The 17,173-nt window shown below is 63.2% G+C and carries 16 protein-coding genes; 2 read left to right on the top strand and 14 right to left on the bottom strand.

Features of this window, described 5'->3' with window-relative positions:
• Positions 1–11: 11 nt before the first annotated feature.
• The 4 genes from LQK81_RS16785 to LQK81_RS16770 form a co-directional block, all read right to left on the bottom strand.
• Positions 12–542, bottom strand: coding sequence for a YcnI family copper-binding membrane protein (locus LQK81_RS16785; protein ID WP_230807518.1), 531 nt, complete (start codon positions 540–542; stop codon positions 12–14).
• A 223-nt stretch (positions 543–765) separates the two neighbouring features.
• Positions 766–1,116, bottom strand: coding sequence for a hypothetical protein (locus tag LQK81_RS16780; RefSeq protein ID WP_230807517.1), 351 nt, complete (start codon positions 1,114–1,116; stop codon positions 766–768).
• A 309-nt stretch (positions 1,117–1,425) separates the two neighbouring features.
• Positions 1,426–2,184, bottom strand: coding sequence for an SDR family oxidoreductase (locus LQK81_RS16775; protein WP_230807516.1), 759 nt, complete (start codon positions 2,182–2,184; stop codon positions 1,426–1,428).
• 101 nt (positions 2,185–2,285) lie between these two features.
• Positions 2,286–2,696, bottom strand: coding sequence for a cupin domain-containing protein (locus tag LQK81_RS16770; protein ID WP_230807515.1), 411 nt, complete (start codon positions 2,694–2,696; stop codon positions 2,286–2,288).
• A 576-nt stretch (positions 2,697–3,272) separates the two neighbouring features.
• Here LQK81_RS16770 and LQK81_RS16765 point away from each other — a divergent pair.
• A complete protein-coding gene (locus tag LQK81_RS16765) occupies positions 3,273–3,647 on the top strand; it encodes a response regulator transcription factor (RefSeq protein ID WP_230807514.1) in 375 nt (124 codons plus the stop codon).
• Positions 3,648–3,720: 73 nt separating this feature from the next.
• Here LQK81_RS16765 and LQK81_RS16760 read toward each other — a convergent pair whose 3' ends face one another.
• From LQK81_RS16760 to hlyD, 8 genes are all read right to left on the bottom strand, one after another.
• Entirely contained in the window at positions 3,721–4,359 is a 639-nt protein-coding gene (locus tag LQK81_RS16760) for a response regulator transcription factor (RefSeq protein WP_230807513.1), read from the bottom strand.
• Between the two features lie 207 nt (positions 4,360–4,566).
• On the bottom strand, positions 4,567–5,205 hold the full coding sequence (locus LQK81_RS16755) for a response regulator transcription factor (RefSeq protein ID WP_230807512.1): 639 nt from the start codon (positions 5,203–5,205) through the stop codon (positions 4,567–4,569).
• 88 nt (positions 5,206–5,293) lie between these two features.
• Positions 5,294–6,796, bottom strand: coding sequence for a cyclic nucleotide-binding domain-containing protein (locus tag LQK81_RS16750; protein WP_230807511.1), 1,503 nt, complete (start codon positions 6,794–6,796; stop codon positions 5,294–5,296).
• A 188-nt stretch (positions 6,797–6,984) separates the two neighbouring features.
• Positions 6,985–8,274, bottom strand: a complete 1,290-nt coding sequence (locus tag LQK81_RS16745) for a sensor histidine kinase (protein ID WP_230807510.1) — start codon at positions 8,272–8,274, stop codon at positions 6,985–6,987.
• Between the two features lie 82 nt (positions 8,275–8,356).
• Positions 8,357–9,469 carry an ABC transporter permease gene (locus LQK81_RS16740; protein WP_230807509.1) on the bottom strand — a complete coding sequence of 371 codons (1,113 nt, stop codon included), beginning with the start codon at positions 9,467–9,469 and terminating at the stop codon, positions 8,357–8,359.
• Between the two features lies 1 nt (position 9,470).
• A complete protein-coding gene (locus LQK81_RS16735; protein ID WP_230807508.1) occupies positions 9,471–10,616 on the bottom strand; it encodes an ABC transporter permease in 1,146 nt (381 codons plus the stop codon).
• Positions 10,613–12,355, bottom strand: a complete 1,743-nt coding sequence (locus LQK81_RS16730) for an ATP-binding cassette domain-containing protein (protein ID WP_230807507.1) — start codon at positions 12,353–12,355, stop codon at positions 10,613–10,615. The genes LQK81_RS16735 and LQK81_RS16730 overlap by 4 nt, the downstream gene beginning before the upstream one ends.
• Positions 12,352–13,362, bottom strand: coding sequence for a secretion protein HlyD (gene hlyD, locus LQK81_RS16725; protein ID WP_230807506.1), 1,011 nt, complete (start codon positions 13,360–13,362; stop codon positions 12,352–12,354). Before hlyD ends, LQK81_RS16730 begins: the two co-directional genes overlap by 4 nt.
• Before the next feature lie 320 nt (positions 13,363–13,682).
• On the opposite strand from hlyD, the gene LQK81_RS16720 reads away from it, so the two are divergent.
• On the top strand, positions 13,683–14,117 hold the full coding sequence (locus tag LQK81_RS16720; RefSeq protein WP_230807505.1) for an EF-hand domain-containing protein: 435 nt from the start codon (positions 13,683–13,685) through the stop codon (positions 14,115–14,117).
• Between the two features lie 91 nt (positions 14,118–14,208).
• On the opposite strand, the gene LQK81_RS16715 is transcribed toward LQK81_RS16720, so the two are convergent.
• Positions 14,209–15,753, bottom strand: coding sequence for an MDR family MFS transporter (locus tag LQK81_RS16715; RefSeq protein WP_442967153.1), 1,545 nt, complete (start codon positions 15,751–15,753; stop codon positions 14,209–14,211).
• 153 nt (positions 15,754–15,906) lie between these two features.
• Positions 15,907–17,058, bottom strand: a complete 1,152-nt coding sequence (locus tag LQK81_RS16710) for an HlyD family secretion protein (RefSeq protein ID WP_230807744.1) — start codon at positions 17,056–17,058, stop codon at positions 15,907–15,909.
• Positions 17,059–17,173: the final 115 nt, after the last annotated feature.

The following is a 17,173-nucleotide window of genomic DNA, read 5'->3' as shown; positions in this document are numbered from 1 at the left end:
CCGACTGGATGTTAATGGCCGCCAGCCGCCTCGAGCAGCTTTACGCCCGGCGCGGGAAGTTCGAGATCGTCTGCCGACTGGCCTTCGGCCGGGATCTCGATCCAGCGTTCGGCCATGCCGTCCGGGCACTCCTGCACGACCGGGAAATAAAGCGTTTCGCCGGCCTTCAGATCCTTCGTCAGATAGGCCCGGACGACGAACTCGTCATATTCGTCGTCGGCGAGGTTACCGCCGCTCCAGACGACCTCCTTCACCCCTTCGCTGGTCGGCGTGCCATAGTAATCGTAGGAATTCGCATAGGCGCCCTTGACCTTCTCCAGCGTCCAGCCGGCCTTCGGCTGCGGCTTGACCGCGATCACGCCCTCGGGGATCTGCACGCGCACCGTGAGCGTCGGCTTGCCTTCGCAGCCGTGCGGCACCTGGAAGATCGCCCGGTAGGTCGAGCCGACCGGCGCCTCCTTCAGTTGCAGCGAAACATGGGCGAAGGCAGTTCCCGCACCGAGCGCGAGGACGGCAGCGGTGGCAAGTGTTCTCTTGAACATGGTCAGTCTCCAATAGAGCCGGTCATCCTGCCGGCAAGGTTCGGAAAGGAAAAAGGAAACGATAGCGGGATCGCGGGGGGGGGGGGGGGGGGCCGGGGGGCGCGACCGATGACAGGTCAGATGGCGTCTGCTGCCGGAGGAAGCCCTGCGGCGCCCCCCTCCCCGACCGCAGGCGCGCGGGGTTCATCGTGTCATGTCGGTCTTGTCAGGTACCGGCCCGCGATCAGGCAGCCGCAGGGGGCCCGCGAGGATGGCCGGGAAGATCGTCATAGGCCGGACCGATGGGCTCGGAGGTGCCATAGAACATCCGCTGCGAAGGCTGCGCGAGCGGATTGAAGAGGACCGCAACGGCGCGGTCGGTCGGAACAAAGCCTGTCGCCACACCACAGGCAAGCGTGCAGCAGTCCGGCGCAAGCGACCGGTCCGTGCCCGGCGCGGACGCCGGCTGCTGTTCTTCGGTGTGGGTGATGCAGAGCGGGTTGCCGAACGCATCGACCATCGACGGGCCGGCGCCGGCTGCAAAAGCGAACGTGCCGAGAAGGGCCTGCAACGAAAACAGCACGACGGCGGCCAAGGCCACCATTCCGCTCCTGCGCTGTTGCATCCGTCTCTTCATCGATCCCTCTCGAGGCGAGCCTTACCAAGCACGCCCCGGCATGACCAGCCTCCCCGCCACGCCTAATTGTCGCATGTTTGCGTTTCAGCAATCAGGAAAGCGAGAAATGGGCGGGCACCGTAAATGGCTCGAATCGTCGTACGGAGGCCATCAGGCAATGTACGGAGGCCGCCATCGGCCCATCACACGAACACCAACGACAAGGGGTCGCTCGAAAGCGAAATCGGCCGGGGGCAAGAGCGTCCCCGACCGCCAGCGTTCCTGAAGTCAGGCAGCGGTTTGGGTGCGTTGCCTGAACCAGGTCTTGACGTCCAGCTTGCCGAGTTTTGCCGGCCCGAGCGGAACCAGGGACTGGTCGTCGACGAGGGAGCCGAAATACCGCGCGTCCTTGTCGATGACGACGGTGCGCGCATCATGGGTGGCGGCAAGATAGCCCGAGAGGAATTCGCTCATCGGCTTCTTCTCGGGACCGGCGATTTCGATAGTCCGGTTCAAGGGGGCCGAGACTGCAGCTTCGGCCACGAAGGCCGCGACGTCGTCGGCGGCGATCGGCTGGAACGCGCCGGGCGAAGCGTGAACGGTCTGGCCGGTCGTCGCGCCATCGACGATGCCGCTCATGAATTCCATGAACTGGGTCGACCGGATGATGGTGTAGGGAACACCGCCCCTCTTCACGACAGCTTCCTGCGCAACCTTGCCCGGGAAATAGCCGTTGTCGGGCGACCGCTCGATACCCACGATGGAGAGGGCCACGTGATGGGGAACGGCAGCAGCCTTTTCCGCCTCGATCAGGTTCGACGTCGCCTGCTCGAAGAACGAAAGAACGGCACTCGGCTCGAACGATGGCGAGTTGGCGAGATCAACGACCACCTCGGCGCCCTTGAGCGCGCCGGCCAGGCCTTCGCCCGTCAGCGCGTTCACGCCCGTCGCAGGCGACGCCTGCAGGACGTCGTGCCCTTCCCGCCTCAGAAGTGCGGCAACCTTGGTTCCGATCAGGCCGGTGCCTCCGATGATGACGACGCGCATGGCTAAGCTCCTTCTTTGAGAGAATTCTACCGGCAGGACAGTCCTGCTCCTGGGGAAAGGTGATGACGGCGATCATTCCGCCGTCGGTCGCATCGACTTTCTCAATCGTCGAAAGTCGTCAGTTCCGTTTCGTCCGTGTCGACCACGAAGACCGCCAGCAGCTTTGCCGGCTCCGTTTCGCTGGCGTTCGCGCTCACCCGGTGGTGGTCGCCGGGCACCTCGATCCAGTTCTCGCCGGTCTCGTAGACCTTGACCGGTCCATCGTTGATCTGGCTCTTGATGCTGCCTTCGATCACCGTCGCGCTGATGAACGCGCTCTTCGGATGGGTATGCGATGGGTTGTGGCCTCCCGGTCCGTATTCGACCAGGACGCCGCGTACGCTCTTGCCGGGCACATTCGGAAGCGCGTGGTCGAATACCAGCGTGACCTTGGCATTATAGGGCTCTTCTGCCGCCGCCGCGGGAAGCGCGAGCATCGCCAGCCCGAGCAAGCCATTCGCCAGCATTCGCATGGCATCTCTCCTTCTTTACCTGTTGGATGAGGCCTCGATGCTATACGGCGCCTGCGGGACGGGCATAGGTATACGTAGGTTTCGCGACCGCGCCGCGCCTCCGTTGCGAAGCGGCAGGCGACGCGTAATACCAACCTGCACTGATATTGACCGATTGCGTGGGACCGCCTGCGGTCATCCGGCAAGGAGCATACCGCAGAGCGATGCCTGGGCATCGGTCGAGGATTGCGACGCTGCCGGTGGCCGACAGGCGGCCCACCCGGAGGGCCGGGCGCTTTTGGACTGCGGACGGCGTCGAAAATCCTCGCCGGACCGACAGGTCCGACTGCGGTTTTCTCCTGGTCGCAGACCAAAATCGCTCCGGCGCAATCGGTCAATATCAGTGCAGGTTGGTATAACCCTGCCGCCGGCAAACCTTAGTTTGCATTGACGCCAGCACCGCCGAAGGCCGACAATTGCGTTGTCTTCAACATGCGGGGAAAGGTATCTCTGCCGGAAGTCCAGCCTTTCGCCTCACCACCGTGTCGCCGATGGGCACCGGTGCAACCGGGAAGAGAAGCTCATCACCGACCTCACATGGAAATGCATCCGATGCTGATTGCCATAATTGATGACGACGAGGCGGTTCGGGTGTCACTGCTCGATCTGGTGGAGATGTTCGGATACGCCGTCGAGACCTTTGCATCCGCACCGGAATTTCTGAGTTCGCCGCGGATCGCGGAGACGCGATGTCTCCTCCTGGACATCTCGATGCCGGGAATGACCGGGATCGATCTCTACAGGGAGCTGACACGCCGGGACGTCAGAATACCTGTCGTGTTCATGACGGGTCACGCCCAGGATGCGCTGGTTCGCGAAGCGAAGCAGGCCGGCACGTGCCTGTTCAAGCCATTTGCCGGCGGCGAGTTGCGTACGGCCATCGAGAAGGCGATCCGAACGGCCCCTGTCTGAGCCTCGGGTGGCGGCATCGCCCGGCAGCCTGCCGCACCGGCCTCGACGCAGAGGCGTCTCAAGCCCCGCATGCTCAGTTCTTTCGGAGCTTTTCGACCTTTCGCACGAGGTCGGCAAGGGATCGGCTGTGCATCTTGCGCATGACGCTCATCCGATGCAGCTTCACCGTCATCTCGCTGATCCCGAGTTCATAGGCGACCTGCTTGTTCATCAACCCGCTGACCACACCGAACATCACCTGCTGTTCTCTCGGCGTCAACGTGTGTGCGAGGGCTTCGACATGATCGCGCTCGGCTTCCAGCTTCCGCCTCTCGCCGTCCATCCGGATGGCGTTTTCGACGGCGGCCAGCAGATCATGGGCAACGAACGGCTTGGTCAGGAAATCGCACGCGCCGGCCTTCATCGCCCTGACACTGGCGGCAACGTCCGCATGTGCTGTGAGGAAGATGACGGGCATCCGGCTTCCTGTCGAAATCAGCCGGCTCTGCACGTCCAGGCCGGTCTCGCCCGGCATCCGGAGATCGATCACGATGCAGCCGGGGCCCGTCGTGTCGACGGCGGCGAGGAACTCGGATCCGCTCGCATAGGCCGAAGCCTGCCGATGCGTGACCAGGAAAAGATCAAGCAAGGCGTCCCGCATGTGCTTGTCGTCATCGATGACGTAGACCACCGGCTCCGCCACTCGCTCAATCTCCGTCTCAAGGCTTTCCATGGCTGATCCTCCGCGCGATCCGGCCCTGCGTGCAGTCCGGGGAATGTGGCGGGCGAACCTCGCGGATGGACTGCGGCGGCCGCGGAAGAAATCTATCACGGGTCCCCGGCGCTGGGACGGTAGACCTTGGTTTACACCGCAGGGGTCGGCGGGTCTTGCATGGCCAATACGCCGACCGGCCTGGCAAGCCGAGGCCGCCGGTAGACCTCACAGAACGCCACGGTGGACCTCGTCGAAGATGCGCACGACATCGGCGACGGATCGGGCGTCCAGCTTCTTCATCATGCGGCCCCTGTGGAGCTTGACCATGATCTCGCTGATCTTCATCTCATGCGCGATCTGCTTGTTCATCAAGCCCTTGGAGACGTATCCGAACACCTCCCTCTCGCGCGGAGTGAGCCTCTCCACCAGGGTCTTCACCTGCAGGTTCGCCGCATCCCTGGCGCGAAGTTCGGCGTTGCGTTCGACCGCCTGCTTCGTCGCCTGCATCAGGCTTTCCGGGCTGAACGGCTTCACCAGATAGTCAAGCGCGCCCGCTTTCATCGCGGATACACTGCTCGCCACGCTGGCGTTTCCCGTCATGAAAATGATCGGCAGCGGATATCCGAGCCCGATCAGCTTCGCCTGCAGTTCGAGCCCGGTCATGCCCGGCATCCTGATGTCGAGGAGGATACAGCCGGGCTGCGAGAGATCGGCATGCTCAAGGAATGCACCGGCACTTTCGAAGCCTGCCGCCTGCATCCCGGCGGATTCGAAGAAATCGACAAGCGAGGTCCGCAGGTCGGTATCATCGTCGATGATATGGATCGTCGGGACGGACTGCTGTGGGTCTGCGGCCTCAGGCATTCGGCGTTCTCGGTTCTACAGGGAAACATTACCACGAGGTGATCGACCGGTCGTCGTCGCGAGACGGACACCTGCCGGTCGCGTGCGATCAGTGTCGCGATCGTGCCGCCTCCCCATGGCTTCGATTCAGTCGAAACATCGATCGTATCCGCTTCAGAAGGTCCGACGCCCTGCCATCTTCCATGTTGGCCGGATCCGGACGCCTTTCGCCAAGACGGTTCCGGGAGGCCAAATTCGCCGCCAGATCTTCGGCAAGCTCGGGGCGCTCGATGAGCAACGGCGCGAACGCATCCTTGTCGATCTCGCAGACGACGACACGCGTGACGGCCTGCAGCGTGTGCGTCTCCTCTACGCCGGCAAGCAGACCCTGCTCGCCGAAGAAGTCCCCCGGAGCCAGTCTCGCGAGTTCGTCATTGTGCGTCCTGATGGCGACGATACCTGACCGGACGATCATGAGGCTCGTCAGCGCTTCGCCGGCGCGAACGATTTCCGCCCCGGCTGGGAACGTCCGTTGCGTTGCAAGGCTCGCAAGAGAGATGCGCTCTTCCCTGCTGAGGATGGCAAACGTCGATACCGCCTCGACAAGCCCCAGCGCCTCCGACGTCGCGCGCTCGGCGATCTGGACGTTATCCTTGGAAACGAGCACGGCACCCGGCGGCATCGCCAGCTCCAGACCGCTGGCCTTGCAGTGGCGATAGACAAGATCGATGACCTCGTTGCGCGCCTCGCCCCGCTGTGCGGGACTGGTGACACGGAACTGCAGTTCCACGGTGACCGCGCTCGCGTCGATGCCTGTCAGGACGACATAGGGGCTCGGTTGCTTGACGATGACGTTGCTGCTGTCGAGCACGTCGCGCATGACGTCGACGATCGTGCGGGGCATGCGTGTGGGAGCCACCCGGACGGGAAGCGTGAGCTGATGGTTCTCGTCCGGCTGGCTCACGTTCGTCAGCCCGAGCTTTGCCAGGACGCTGTTGGGCAGAACCACGACGTTGTGGGCGGCGGTCAGAAGATGTGTCGAGCGCCAGTTGCTCGCCACGACCCTTCCCTCCGTGCCGTCAGACAAGGAGATCCAGTCCCCGATGACGAAGGGACGTCCCAGGGTCAGCGCGATGCCGGAGAACATGTCGCTCAGCGTGTTCTGGAGCGCCAGGCCGAGGATGATCGCAATGACACCGGATGTGGCCATCAGCGTGCCGATGGGAACGCCGAAAACGAAGGCCATGATCGACAGCGCCACGCCGAGATAGACCGTCGCGACGATCAGGTCCTGGATCAGCCTCGCCTCTCTCGGCCGATGGTCGAGAACGATGTAGATGCGAACGAAGCCGATCAGGGCCCAGGCCAGATGGGTCCACCAGAGGACCTTCGCCAGAAGGAGCAACGCGCTCGCGCCGTCGAGGCTGCTCGGATCGTAGCGGATGGGCGAGGCCCGGGCATAGCCCAGCACCGCCGTCATTGCCGCAAAGAACGCGATCTGGACAATCAGCCGGACGGTGGGCCGCGACCGGCCTTGCAGGTGCCATACGACGATTCCGGCGATCCCGAGCAGGCTGATGGTCAGCGGCAGAAGGGGGACGTCATGACCCATGTCAAACCTCACGGGGAGCAGGAGCTCGCGCATTTGAGCCGGATGGCGGCGGGAAGATACGGCGCTGCCGTTTCGCTACGGCAACCCAATCGGGCGGTTGCAGGCTCCGGTGCAGCCGCGCATGGACGAAGGATAGTCAACAAAAGCGTTGCAAACCATCATACGAAGGTTTGCCCTTCCCCTGCCGATCAGGTACCCGGGCGGATGGGAAGCGACACGACGAAGCGAGCCCCCTCGCCTTCCGTATTATAGACATGGATGGTTCCTTCATGCTCGGCCACGATCGACCGGCATATGGCCAGGCCGATCCCGATTCCGTCCGCCTTCGTCGAGAAGAATCCGTCGAAGATCCGTCCCAGGTGTTCGGGTGCGATCCCTCCTCCCGTGTCGTGCACGCTGAGCGAGATCGTGTCGCCGGCGCCGTATGATGTCCCGACCGCGATTTCCCGCCTCTCCGCGCCGGCGGCCGCAATGGCCTGGATGCTGTTCAACAACAGGTTCACGACGACCTGCTGAAGCTGGATGCGGTCACCCATGACGGCCGGCAACCCCTCCTGCAACTGCTGGGAAAGGACGACTGCATGGAGACGGGCTTCGGTCGAAATGAACGCGATCGTCTCATCGACGATCGCGTTGAGATCCACCGGCGCTCGCACCGGATCGCGTTTGGCCGTCATGTCCTGGATGCGGCCGATCACTCTGCTGGCACGGTGCGCGTTCTCCGCAAGCCTGGTCATGAGTTCTCTCGCCTTGGGCAGGTTTGGTTCCGTCCGGTCCAGCCATCGCGTTGCGGTGTCCGCATCGGTCGCGATCACCGAGAGCGGCTGCCGCACCTCGTGTGCGATGGTGGCGACAAGCTCGCCAAGGGCCGAAAGGCGCGACGCATGGGCAAGGTCTGCCTGGACCTTCTGAAGCTGCTGTTCGGTTTTCCGTTGCACGGTCACGTCGACCATCATGATCAGGGCGAGATCGGCGCAGTCGGGCGTTTGCGGAAATGTCGCAAAGAGCAGGACATCGAGAAGCTGGCCATCGAAGGCGCGGAGCTTCATTTCCTCGACGTGATTGCGCCGCTCCGCAAAGCGAGCCTCCACGATGCGCGCGGCAGTATCCGGACTGGCTGCAAACAGGTACCCGACAGGTCCCAGAAGGTCTTCACTGTTCGCCGCGCGCAGGAGTTCGGTAGCACTCTCATTGACGCCGGTCACGACCACCGAACCGTTGACGAGTGCGAGAAGGTCCGATGTGCGCCCGCAGCCGCCCCCGGAGCCGCCGGCGAAAAGCCCCTGTTCGTCGACAAGCCTTGTCATGCTTCGGGCATCGACCTGCCAGAGCGGCAACGGCACGTTGTCGATGAGGTTGCGATAGCGCGCTTCGCTCGCCTTCAGTTCCCGGTAAACCCGGGGGGCGGCCGGGGCAGCGGTGCTGCTTTCGCTGTCCGCTGCGGGCGTTTGGCTGTTGCGGCGACGAGCGCTCTTCATGATAGTTCTCGAACTGACTGTCTAGAACAACGCCGAGGCTGGTATTGGCGTTCTTCGTCCGTCGTTGCGGCAGAGGCCGGGCTCACTCGAGGCGACGCCGGAAGAGCCAGGAGGCGGCCGAAAGCGTGACGATCGCGATGATCAACAGCGGTACCGTCTGCCTCAGGACCTCGGATGCAGGAATGTCCTTGAGGAAGATGCCTTTCACGACGACGAGAAAATACCGCAGCGGATTGACGGCGGTGATGGGTTGCAGCCAGGAGGGCATGTTTTCGATCGGCGTCGCGAAGCCGGACAGGAGCGTCGCGGGGACAAGAAAGAGGAACGCGCCGAGGATCGCCTGCTGCTGCGTCATCGACAGCGCCGAGATGAACAGTCCCACGCCCGCAATCGAGGCGAGATAGAAGAGCGAACTCGCATAGAGCAGGACGAGAGACCCCCGCAAGGGAACGGCGAAGACGAAGACCGCCGCGAGCACGTAGACAGTCATGTGGAACAGGCCGATCAGCATCGGCGGCGTGAGCTTGCCGATCACGATCTCATGCGTGCGGAGCGGCGACACCATCAACTGGTCGAACGTGCCGAGCTCGCGCTCCCGGGCGATCGACAGCGCGGTCACGATGAGCCCGATCAGAAGCGCAATGTTCGCGATCAGGTTCGGCACCATGAACCACTGGTAGATCAGGTTGGGGTTGAACCAGTAGCGCGGGACGACTTCGATCGCCGTCGTCACGTTCCGCCTGCCCGCCGGCGTCTCGACGCCCAATCCCCTGACGATCTGGGAAATATAGCCGGAGACGATCTGGGCCGCGTTCGACCGACGCCCATCCAGCAGGATCTGCAGGTCCGCCGGCTTGCCGGCCTCGATGTTGCGGGAGAAGTCCGGGCCGATCGTGATCGCGGCGGTCACCCGCTGGCGGTCGATCGCCGCACGTGCCTCCTGCGGATTGTCCGTGAGGCTGACATGCCGGAACCGAGGCGAGCCATCGATGCGTGCGACGAGTTCCTCCCCCCAGTGCCCCGCATCCCGGTTGAGCAGCATGATGTCGACGTTGCGGACTTCGAGCGTTGCGGCATACGAGAAGACCACAAGCTGCACGATCGGCGGGCCGATCAGGATGGTCCGCCCCTTCGGATCACGAAGCACCGTCAGCAGTTCCTTCAGCACGAGGGCCAGCAATCTCGACCACCACATCTCAGGCAATCCTTTTGCGCGTGCTGCGGGCGGCGAGCATGAAGAAGACGAAGCCGATCAGGAACATCGCTGCGATGGAGCGCAGGAACATCGGCCAGATGTCGCCAGCGAGGAAGACGCTCTGCAGGCAGGGGATCAGGTAGCGCGTCGGCACGACGAAGGTGATCCATTGGATGACCTCCGGCATCGAATTGATCTCGAACAGAAATCCGGACAGCAGAAAGGACGGAAGAAAGGCCGTGATCAGCGCCATCTGCGAGGCCAGGAACTGGTTCTTGGTCGCCGCCGAGATCAGCAGCCCCTGGCCGAGCGCCGGAACGAGGAAGACGGCGGAGAGCACGTAGAGCGCTGCCACCGAACCGCGGAACGGGACGCCGAACACGAAGACGGCGAGCAGCACGCAGAGCGTCATAGAGGCGAGCGCGAGGATGAAATAGGGAAGGACCTTGCCGGCGAGAAGCTCGATGGCCGTGACCGGCGTCGCCATGATCGCCTCCATCGTGCCGCGCTCCCACTCGCGGGCGACGACCAGCGACGTCAGCAGTGTCCCGACGAGCGTCATGATGATCGCGATCGACCCGGGAACGAGGAAGGAACGGCTCGTCAGCTCCGGATTGAACCAGAAGCGCTGTTCGACCCGGATCGGCGCTCCCGTCGCGGCCGTCTCCGACTGCCGGAGCTGCTGCCACGTCGCCACCGCGCCCTGGACATAGCCCTGCACGAAGTTCGCTGTGTTGGGATCGGACCCGTCGACGATCACCTGCACCTGGGGGTGGTTTCCGGACGTGTATCTGTCCATGAAATCCGCGGGGATGACGATGATGCCGCGAATATTCGCAAGGACCAGGTCCTCCTCGAATTCGCGACGGTCCCGTCCGGTCGTGACCGAGAAATAGCGCGAGGCCTGAAAGCTCGCCGCGAGGTCGCTGGTGACGGGGGTCACATCCTCGATGACGACGCCGACGCGGGTTTCCTTCGTGTCCAGCGAAATGCCGTAGCCGAACAGGAAGAGCAGGATCAGCGGCAGCACGAAGGCGATCAGGATGCTGCTGGGATCGCGGGCGACCTGAAGGCTCTCCTTGCGAACGAGCGCCAGAAACCGAACGCCGCGGCCGCCCATTCTTGTGCTGTTCCCGGGATCCGTCATCTGGCACCCTCCTGGTCCGAGCCCTGGACGAGCGCGATGAAGGCGTCCTCCATCGTCGGATCGGGGTTCTCCTCCGTGACGACGCTGGCCTTGAGCTCGTCGGGAGAGCCGAGCGCGATCGATTTGCCGCGATAGATCAGCGAGATGCGATCGCAGTATTCGGCCTCGTCCATGAAATGCGTCGTGACGAGCACGGTCACGCCCTTCTCCACCAGCCCGTTGATATGCGTCCAGAATTCGCGCCTCGTGATCGGATCGACGCCGGAGGTGGGCTCGTCGAGAAACAATGCCTGCGGCTCGTGCATGACAGCGCAGGCGAGCGCCAGCCGCTGCTTCAGGCCGAGCGGGAGATCCTTGGCCGACATCGACAGCCGCGGCCCGAAATCGAAGATCGACGTCATCAGCTCGATGCGCTCGCGCTTCCTGCTGCCCGTGAGACCGTAGACCCCGGCGAAGAACTGCAGGTTCTGCCGGACGCTCAGGTCGCCGTAGAGCGAGAACTTCTGCGCCATGTAGCCGAGCCGGTTGCGTGCCTCGGCGGCATCCCGGCGAAGATCGAAGCCCGCCACGCGCCCCTCGCCTTCCGTCGGCTTCAGCAGGCCGCAGAGCATCTTGAACGTCGTCGACTTGCCGGCGCCGTTCGGCCCGAGCAGCCCGAAGATCTCGCCGCCGGGAATATCGAAGGTGATGTTGTCGGCAGCGGTGAAATCGCCGAAGCGCTTGACCAGCCCTTTCGCCTCGATGACGGGGCCTTCCTGTCTGGACGCCATGGACGCCTGCGCCTCCGCCAGCCTGGAGCGTCCGCCCGGCCCTCCGCCCAGCATGTCCACGAAGGCATCCTCGAAGCGCGGATCGGTGGCACTCACCTTCGCTTCGCCGCTCGCCGCAAACCGTGCCTCGCGGCCCGGCGTCGTCACCAGCCTGATCGCCTCCCCCTGGATCCCGCCGTCGACGATGCCGTCTTCATCGAGAAGCTTTGCCAATGTCGAGCGCCTTCGCCCGGCGACACCGGTCACCCGGTACACACGTTCCTTCACCCGGTCGGTCAGTTCCTGCGGCCTGCCCGAGAACATGAGCTTGCCCTCGTTCAGCAGGAGAACGCGATCGCAGGCCTCGGCCTCATCGAGATAGGCAGTCGACCAGACGACGCCGATGCCCTCCTTGATCAGCACTTCGACCATCTTCCAGAGATCGCGCCGGGAGATGGGATCGACGCCGACGCCGGGTTCGTCGAGAAGCAGCAACCGCGGCTTCTTCAGAAGCGCGCAGGCAAGGCCGAGCTTCTGCTTCATGCCCCCGGACAGCTTTCCGGAAAGGCGGGCCGAAAAGCGCTTCAGATCGGTGAAGGTGAGGAGCTCGTCGAAGATCCCCGCCCTGTCGGGCTTCGGAAGTCCCCGCAGGTCCGCATAGAGCTCGAGGTTCTCCAGCACGGACAGGTCCTCGTAGAGACCGAAGCGCTGCGGCATGTAGCCGATGGCTGCCTGGATATCGGCAGACCGGTCGCGGGTGCTGAAGCCAAGGACGTCGACCCTGCCCCCATCGGGGGACATCAGCCCGGTCATCAGGCGGATCAGTGTCGTCTTGCCGGCGCCGTCAGGCCCGACAAGTCCGGTGATCTCGCCGCCACGGATGATGCCCGAGACCTGGTCCAGCGCCGGTTTTCCCGGCCCGAAGCGCTTGGTCACGTCGTCCAGGCGGACGAAGTCGGCTGTCGCGACGTGTTCGGCTGCGACAGTCATTTCCCTGCCGCCTCTATGTCCGGAAAGCGCAATGTCACCGGCATTCCCTGGCGGAGATCCTGGCCCGGAGCGCCGATGACGACGCGAATCCGATAGACGAGATCGGTGCGAAGCTCGGGCGTTTCGACGGATTTCGGCGTGAACTCCGCAACCGGCGATATGAAGCCGATCGTTCCATCATAGCTTTTGCCGGGATGCGTATCGGATGCGACCTTGACCTTCATTCCGGGATAGATCCGTCCGAGATCGACCTCGCCGATATAGCTGCGAACCCATACGGGAGCCGTCAGCGACAGGACGTAAACAGGATCGGAGGACGACACGATTGCGCCAGGCTCCTTGATCCGGGAAAGGATCACGCCATCGTTCGGCGCACGCAGCTCGGTGTCGGACAGGGAGGTGCGTGCGGTCAGCAGCGCCGCCTCTGCCGCCTTCACCTGTGCAGCCGCCGTCGCGATGTCTTCCGAACGGCTTCCCTCCTCCAGAAATGCAAGCGCCTCCTTCGTCATGTCCGAGCGTGCCGCAGCCATGGCCCTAGCTGCGGTCGCCTCGTCCACGCCGGCCTCGGAAATCGTTCCCCGCGCCCGCAACAGATATGCCCTGTCATAGGCAAGCCGGGCTTTCTCGAGGTCGGCGACGCTGGCTTCATGCGTCGCCCTCGCCTGCGCGATCTCGGTCTGCCGTGGACCGGCGACCAGCTTCTCGTGCGTTGCCCGCAGTGCCGCGACGTTCGCCTCCCCTGAAATCACGGCGTGCTCGTAGGTATCCTTGTCGAGCCGGGCCAGAAGGTCGCCTCGCTTGATCACATCGCCCTCGTCGACCATGGCTTCCATGATGCGGCCGTCGACGCGGAACGCGAGCGAGACCTGACGGATGTCGATATTGCCGTAGAGGACCATCTCCTCGCCCACGTTGCGCGCAATGCCCAGGCTCGCGAGCACGTCGTATTTCCAACCGGCAGCGCCCAGGGCCGCCAACGCGATCGCGATCGGTATTGCCTTGTTCATGTTCGTCTCCTGTGCAGGACCCCGCCGCGGCAAGGGAGAAAGCGTGTATCGCTGTCGGCAATCCGGCTTTCCGCCGCACTCAGGTCGAGAACCCGCTGTGCTCTGTCGCGCAACGCGACTTTTCCAGCCTTCGCGTCGCAAGGCCCAAAGCCCACTAAGCAACCGAACCGGCGCTGTCTGCTAGGCCAACGTTGGTATGCGTTGACGCGATCGGTGGCGAAGGACACGGATCGGTTGTCGATGAAGGGGCGAATCTCCCGAGCGACAAAATTCTGAGTTGCAGAGACGCTGATCCATCCACGCAAAGCCGAGGAGATTTCATGAAGATCGAGAGTTCCATTCTTAGCCTGATGACCCCGCGGACACGAAAGGCTCCATCGACCGCCGAAGAAGGACTTGGCGTCTTGTCGTCGCCGCCTGCGAGGACGCCCTCGGTTCGCTCTGACGCTCAACGGATCGACGACTTCTACGCCAGGATGAGCAAGCAGCAGCTTGATTGGTCGGATGCCAACAAGGACGGCAAGGTGACGAAAGACGAGTACATGGACGGCCAGAAGCGGCTGGCTGAAATGAATGATCAGGAGTTCGACAGCGCGCGCAGCAACGCGCACTGGGCGAAGCTCGATCCTGACGGCAAAGGCGCGCTTGACGCAAACGAGCTTCAAGACGGTCTGGAAAAGCTCCTGCCTGTCGGAGTGGGCCGTCTGGATGCGAACTTCGCCGAACGCCTTCGCAGACGTCAGACGTCGGATTGAGACCTCGCGATTGTTCGAATAATTGAGCGCCGCAGGCCCTGGCGACAGGCAGGCTTGCGGCGCCGCGCTGTGGCGTTCGCGAGCAGGCCGGTCAATGTGCACCGCCACCTGCCATCTGGCCGTCAGGCTTCTTCAGGAGAAGGGTTGCGAACAAGGCGACGACGAGACCGGCCCCAAGCAGAAAGAACGCATCGCTGAATGCCATGATGTCCGCCTGCTTGCGGACGCCGGACGCGATGGCCACGACGGCCTTGTGGGCAGCGACGGCCGGATCGCTCACACCCTGTTCCATGAAGTACGACGTCAGCCTGGCAATCCGGTCTCGCGTTGCCTCGTCGAAAAGGCTGATCGAATTGGTCAGGATGTTCGAATGGAACTGCTCCCGTTTCGTCAGCAGCGTCTGGAGCAGGGCAATTCCGACCGCGCCACCGAGGTTGCGCATCATGTTGAAGAGCGCGGATGCGGAGCCTGCGTTTTCCTGTTCGATCCCTGCCGTCGCGACAACCGAAAGCGGGGCGAAGACAAGGGCCTGCCCGATGGCGCGGATGACGTTGGGCCAGAAAAGCTGGTCGGCCGCATAGTCGCCGGTGATGTTGACGTTCATGAAGTTCGAGGCGGCGAACAAGGCAAAGCCCAGGGCGATGATGATGCGAACATCGACAAGTTTCATGAGCTTCGGAACAAGCGGGATGAGGACCAGTTGCGGGATGCCGGTCCAGGCAAGCACCATGCCGATCTGCTCGGAATTGTAGCCCTGGATGCGCGCCAGATAGATGGGCAGCACGAAGGCCGATCCGTATAGGGCGATCCCGAGCAATGTGTTGGCCAGAATGCCGAAGGCGAAGTTGCGTCGGGCGAGAAGCCTCAAGTTCAACAGCGGGTTCTCTATTCTGAACTCGATGACCAGGAACAGCGTCAGGGAAATCACGGCGACGATGAAGAGGTGAAGGATGTGTTCCGATCCGAACCAGTCCTCCTTGTTCCCCTCCTCCAACACCGTCTGCAGGCAGGCAAGGCCGATCGCCAGGGTGGCGATCCCGGCCCAGTCGCCTTTTGCAAGCAAGGCCAGGTTCATCGGAGCCTTGTCGAGCGAAATCCAGAGCAGCCCAACCATCAACAGGCCGGGGACCAGGTTCACGTAGAAGATGAATTCCCAGCCGTAATTCTCTGTCAGATAGCCACCAATGGTCGGCCCGATGGCGGGAGCGAACGTCGCCGAGAGCGCGAAGAGCGCCAGCCCGACCGGCTGTTTCGATTTTGGCAGCAGGGTGATGATGATCGTGAAGGCCATGGGTATGAGGACCCCGCCGGCAAAGCCCTGGATCGCACGCAGAACGATCATCTGTTCCAGGTTTGTCGCAAAGGCGCAGGCGATCGAGAACACCAGAAACAGGATGGCGTTCGCCAGCAGGTATTTTCGGACCGAGAACACCTGCGAGAGCCAGCCGCTGAGCGGAATGACCACGATTTCCGCGATGAGATAGGAGGTCGAAATCCAGCCGCCGTCGTCCTTGCCGGCACCGATCGCCCCTTGAATATCCGCGAGCGACGCGTTGACGATCTGGATGTTGAGGACCGCCATGAAAGCGCCCAGGGTCGATCCGACGACGGCGCACCACATCCGGGCGGCACCCATGCCGTTCCCCGACGCGAGCGCCTCGGCACGAGGCGGATGCTGTCCGTTGGCGGCAACGAGTTTATGAGCAATCATCATGCGTCTTCCGCAGGCGCGGAACCTTTGCTGTGCTGTCCAGGTGGTCGGGGGAAGGCGCGGATCCGCCAGATGCCGTCATTCCTGTTCCGAAATCCGGGCGATCCTCGTGTTGATTTTCGGGACGACGGACATTCCGGATCGAAGCTGCGCTGCCCGGGCTTCGTCATCGATGATGATCTTCACGGGAATGCGCTGGACGATCTTCGTGAAGTTGCCCGTCGCGTTGTCGGGAGGCAGCAGCGAGAATTCGAGGCCGCTCGCGGGTGATACGCTGTCCACGTGCCCCTTTACTTCCAGTCCCGGAAAACCGTCGACCTCGATGTTCACGGGCTGCCCCGGCCGGACGTAGGTCAGTTGCGTTTCCTTGAAATTGGCAACGACATAGACCGAATGGAGGGGGACGACCGCCATCAACTGCGTGCCGGCGGTGACATACTGCCCGACGCGGATCGAACGTGCCCCGAGTGTGCCGTCGACGGCCGCGACGATGTTGGTGTAGGAAAGGTTCAGTTCCGCCTGCTGGACTGCTGCGGCGGCTCTGTCCCGTTGAGCGGCCGCATGATCACGCTGGCTCCTGAGCACGGGCACCTTGTCTTGCGCAGCGATCAGCGCAGCCTGGTCGCGTTGAACTGCGGCGATCGCCTGATCCATGAGGGACCGGCTCTGTTCGGCACGTGACTGCGTGCCCGCCCCGGTGCTGCTCAGCTGTGTGTCCCGTTTCGCCTCTGACTTCGCAAAGACGAGGGAGGCGTTCGAGGCATCCACCGAAGCCTCCGCCTGCCCGATGACCGACTGTTGCAGCGCGATCTGTGCATCGATGTTGGTGATCGCGGCTTCCGAAGCCTTCAATTCGGCCAGCGCCTGGCTCAGGACAACCTGGAAGTCGCGATCGTCGATCCGCGCAAGCACTTGTCCCGCCTTAACGACCTCGTTGTCATCGACGAGCACGTCCTTGACGTAACCCGCAACCTTGGGCGCGACGGTCGTGTAGTCCGCCTTCACGTAGGCATTGTCGGTCGTCTCGATGAACCGGCCGACTGTCCAGTAGTGGTGGCCGAAGTGAAAGCCATACCCCGCACCGGCAACCAGCGCCAAGGACAGGACACCTTTCCCGAGGGCGGATTTCCGTCGGGGAGCGGGAGCGGGAGCCGTCGGCTCGTCGACCGCCTCCGCATCGTCTCTGTCGCCGAGGGGTTCGAATGCTTCCTTGCGCGGTAGTCCAACCATTACGATCTCCAACAGCCGGCGCATGCGGGCGTTCCTGACGCCCGAACGGCCTTACGTCGCAACCACAGAAAATTCACATCTCGCCTTGGGAGTGACCGCTCCGGCGGACATCGGC

Origin of the sequence: Rhizobium sp. GN54 (assembly GCF_021026345.1) — a bacterium.
Lineage (GTDB): Bacteria > Pseudomonadota > Alphaproteobacteria > Rhizobiales > Rhizobiaceae > Mycoplana.
Note: the sequence above shows the minus strand (reverse complement) of the source record. Positions and strands in the feature narration are given on the sequence as shown.